The sequence below is a fragment of the Candidatus Omnitrophota bacterium genome (assembly GCA_016929445.1).
Taxonomy (GTDB): domain Bacteria; phylum Omnitrophota; class Gorgyraeia; order JAFGIU01; family JAFGIU01; genus JAFGIU01.
In genome coordinates, this window is sequence record JAFGIU010000071.1 from 1 (window position 1) to 4,741 (window position 4,741).

The following is a 4,741-nucleotide window of genomic DNA, read 5'->3' on the forward strand; positions in this document are numbered from 1 at the left end:
AGGCTCAAGTCCAGACTGCGGACAAGAAGCTCAGCTCGCTGAACGAGGATCTCAGCCGTTCGCAAAAGGCTGAAAAGGAATACAGCCAGAAGCTGGCCGGTTTGAGTGCTGAGTTGGCGCAGGCCCGGACCCGCTCCAAGGATCTTGAGGAGGCCCGCAGGCAGGCCAAGTCCTTGAAGGCTGATATGGATGTGCTGCGGGACAGCTATGAAAAGCGCCAGCAGGAGCTGCTGGCTTCCTATGACCAGGTGGAGGACCTGAGAAAAGAGATTTTGGGCCAGAAACAACAGTATGCCGAGAGCGACGAGGCATTGAAAACTCAGATTAAAGAGCTTGTCGCAGCGCGGGAAAAGACCCAGCAGGAATTGCAAAGCGCGCAGACACAGATCCAAATTGCCCAGCGTGCTGAAGAGGAATTGGCCAAACTGCAGACCCAGTATCAGCAACTTGAGATCCGGACAGCGCAGCTTGCCGAGCAGAAGGGCATTGGTGAGGATAATCTCAAGCAGATGCAGAAGGAGCTGAAGGCTGTGCGTGCAGAGTCGGAAGCCGCGGCGCAAAAGAGCGAGCGCGAATGGGCCTTGAAGCTCGAGCAGGCCCAGGAAACAGGCCAAAAGGTTGCGGGGGAGTGGGCCCAGAAATTGGATCAGGCGCAGGCAACGGCCCGGAAGACTTCGGAGGAGTGGGCCCAGAAATTGGATCAGGCGCAGGCAACGGCCCGGAAGACTGCGGAGGAATGGGCTCAGAAATTGGCAAAGGCCCAGCAAGAGTCTGAGCGGGAATGGTCGCAGAGGCTCAAGCAGGCCGAGGCTGCTGCGCAGAAGACAGGGGAAAGTTGGAGCAGGAAACTCGAAGAGTCTCAGTCCAAGGCACAGAGTGAGATTGAATCCTTGCGCGCAGAGCTCGTAAAGGCGCAAGCGGATGCGGACAAAAAGATTTCCGGCTGGCAAGCGCGTATGCAGAGTACGGAAAAGACCCTGGCCGGATTGCGCGAAGAACTCGATATCCAGGCAGCCAAGGCCCAGCAGGTCGGTTCCCTGGAGAATTCTCTGGCCCAATTGCAGGCGGAAAAAACTGAGCTGCAGGCTCAAATGGCCCAGGCCGTTGAAAAGGCAGAGCGATTGGACCGCGATATTCTGGCCTTGGAACAGAGTTCCAGGGCAGAGATCGAAACCCTAAAGCAAGGGGCTTTGAATCAGCTGGCAGAGCTGGATCAGAAATATAAGACCCAAATTAATGCCATTGAACAGAGAGAACAAGGCAAGCTGGCCTCTCTTAAGGAATCCAGGGATATCAAGCTCAGCGAGATGGCCGGTGAACTTCAGACGGTTGAACAGCGTTCCCGTGAAGAGATGGCGGCGCTGCGGGATGCGATCAAGCGCCTGGAAAGCGGCCGTCAAGAGTGGCGGTCCCGGTTGGATCAAATGGCCGCAGAACTTAAGCAAACTCAGTCGGAGCGGGACCAGGCAAAAGCGCATTTAGAAAAGGTCCAGAATGAGGCAAATAACCTGAATGAGGCGCACGCCGGAACCCGGGCCCAAGCCAAGGATCTTGAAAAAGAGCTCAATAGCACGGCCAAGCGTAATGAGGCTCTGGAGCGCGAGGTGCAACAGCTGACCAAGAAGGTGGATGAGTACCGCAGGGAAATCGCCCAGAACGAGACCACCAGGCAGGAGATGAATGCCCGGTTGAATCGGGTCCAGAGTCTTGTGGGCCAGATAGGACCCGAGTAAGGGCCGGATTGGCCCCCGGAGATGTTCCTTCCCGTCCCAAAGTGAGTATCCTCTGACTCCACATTGAATTGGGTTGGCTTTTTTGGTAAAATCTCAGGACATCTTGCGCCCAAGCCCACCTTAGCCGTATGTCCGTAACCACAGGTATTGCAAATGGATAAGACAGTGTTTGACCCCAGAACTTCATCTCATTCCGATCCGGTCCTGAACGGGTTGTATTCCCCGATCTTTGAGCAGGACGGCTGTGGGACAGGCTTTGTCGCCCATATCAAAGGCAAGCGCTCCCATGAAATCGTGCGCATGGCCGTGCAGTCGGTGGTCAATCTCACACACCGGGGCGCGGTGGACGCCGATGCCAAGACCGGAGACGGGGCCGGGCTGCTGACCCAAGTCCCTTATGAGCTATTTGAGTCCGAGGCCAAGGCAGAGGGCAGGACTCTCCCCAAGCCGGAAGATTTTGCCGTGGGAATGGTGTTTATGCCTTTGTCCAAGGAGACCCACAAGTCCGCGCGCTCGTATATAGAGGAAGTGTTGACCCAGGAGGGCCTCGAAGTGCTTGGATGGCGGCGGGTGCCTGTGGATCCCAGCGTTCTGGGCGATAAGGCCCTGAGGACCAAGCCGGAGATAGAACAAATCCTTCTGGGGCGCGGCAAGCTTCCCCAAGGGCCGGGTTTTGAACGCGGTCTCTACATGGCGCGCCGGAAGATCGAGAAGAACGCCCTGGGGCACGATCTGGTTAATTTGTATTTACCTTCCCTTTCCTGCCGGACCTTGAACTATAAGGGCCTGTTGGTGGCGCCCCAGCTTGAAGCGTTCTACAAGGATCTGAAAAATCCGCTCTACAAGTCGGCTATTGCCGTCTACCACCAGCGCTACAGCACCAATACCTTTCCCAACTGGTATTTGGCCCAACCCTTCCGCATGCTGGGACACAACGGGGAAATCAATACCATCAAGGGGAATCAGAATTGGATGCGTGCGCGTGAGGCCTTTCTGGAGAATTCCGTTTGGAAGAAGGATATGGAATCCCTCAGGCCTGTCATTCAGCCCGGGGGGAGCGATTCCGCGGACCTGGACAATGCGCTGGAATTCTATGTGCGCAGTGGCCGCGGAGTTTTGGAGGCTCTGGCCATGATGATTCCCGAGGCCTGGCAGAATATGGATGATTTTGATCCGGACCTCAGAGCCTTTTACCGGTACTACTCTTGTTTGATGGAGCCCTGGGATGGTCCTGCTGCCGTGGCTTTTACGGACGGGCAGACCGTAGGGGCCACCCTGGACCGCAACGGGTTGAGGCCGGCGCGGTACATTGTGACCGATGACGATATCGTGATCATGGCCTCTGAGGTCGGGGTCGTGGAGTGGGACCCGGCCAAGGTCGTACACCGCGGCCGTTTGGGCCCGGGACAGATGATCGCCATTGACACTCAAAAGGGCAAGATCTACGACAACGACGCGATCAAGAAGGAATTTGCCAAGGCCGGGGCCACGTACCATTCCTGGCTCGACAAGCATGTGACGGATTTGCAGCCTTTGCAGAAATTTAAGGCCCCTTCCGGGGACTACACGCGGGACGAGCTCCGGCGCCAGCAGGTGCTCTTTAACTGGGATCATGACGAGATCCAGATGATCCTTGAGCCCATGATGGCCAACGGCAAAGAGGCCATCTATTCCATGGGCGATGATACCCCGATTTCCGTGCTCTCAAAGGAAAGGCGTCTCCTGTACACGTATTTCAGGCAACTCTTTGCCCAGGTCACGAACCCTCCCATTGATCCCTTGCGCGAGGATTTGGTCATGTCTGTAGGTACGCTCATGGGCAAGAAGCCCAATCTTCTGACCGGGGATCCGGCTGAAAATACCCTGTATTTCGAGAGTCCTTTGCTTTTTGACGAAGAGCTCCAGGCCATCCGATCCGGGCACCAGAAGAAATTCCCGAGCACCACTTTGAGCCTGCTCTTTCCCGTATCCGGGGGGCCTGAGGGCCTGGAAAAGGCGCTGACGCGATTGTGTGAAGAGGCCTCCGCAGCAGTGGAAGAGGGAAAGACTCTTTTGATTCTGTCCGACAAGGGAACGGATGCGAAGCAGGTCGCTGTGCCCGCTGTTTTGGCAGTGGGCGCGGTGCATCACCACCTGATCCGCCAAGGCCAGCGCCTGGATGTTTCTCTTTTGCTCGAAAGCGCCGAGCCCAGGGATGTGCATCAGATTGCCGTGCTGTTGGGTTATGGGGTGAGCTGTGTCAATCCCTACCTGACCCTGGCCCTGATCCGCCACCAACTCAAGGATAAAGCCGGTAGCGAGGAGGCGCTCGAGACCGCCTATCGCAATTACCGCAAGGCCGTGCACGCGGGTTTGCTCAAGATTATGTCCAAAATGGGGATTTCTCTGATGGACTCCTACCGCGGGGCCCAGATCTTTGAAATCGTGGGACTGAACAACAAGGTTGTGGACCGCTGTTTTTCGGGGACGGTCAGCCGTATCGGCGGAATCGGTTTTGAAGAAATTGCCCGCACCCTTTTGGACCGGCACGAAGATGCGTATGAGAGTCTGGAGGATATTCCGGATCTTAAGAAGGGTGGTTATCTGCGCTTCCGCAAGGATAGTGAATACCACGCCTTTAATCCGGCCATGATCAAATCCTTGCACCGGGCCGTGCGCTTGGGCGATGAGGACGCTTACCAGGATTACAAAGAAGTGGTGAATACCCGGCCTCCTTTGGCGCTGCACGATTTAATGGACTACCGGTGCGGCAAATCCATTCCGGTTGAGGAGGTGGAGCCCATTGAAGAAATTTGCAAGCATTTTGTAACGCCGGGTATGTCCTTGGGTGCTTTGAGCACGGAGGCCCATGAGACTTTGGCCATTGCCATGAATAGTCTGGGCGCAAAGAGTGATTCAGGAGAGGGCGGGGAGGATCCGGTTCGCTTTACGCCGGACGCGGACGGGAGCTGGAGGTACAGCGCTATCAAGCAGGTGGCCTCGGGCCGCTTTGGCGTCACCCCCCATTA

General features: G+C 56.4%; 2 protein-coding genes. Both read left to right on the forward strand.

Annotated elements, in window-relative coordinates; genetic code table 11:
- On the forward strand, window positions 1–1,733 hold a 1,733-nt coding region (locus JW937_06245; protein MBN1587009.1), incomplete at its 5' end, for a hypothetical protein.
- A gap of 153 nt (window positions 1,734–1,886) precedes the next feature.
- A partial coding sequence (gene gltB, locus JW937_06250; protein ID MBN1587010.1) for a glutamate synthase large subunit occupies window positions 1,887–4,741 on the forward strand: 2,855 nt, incomplete at its 3' end.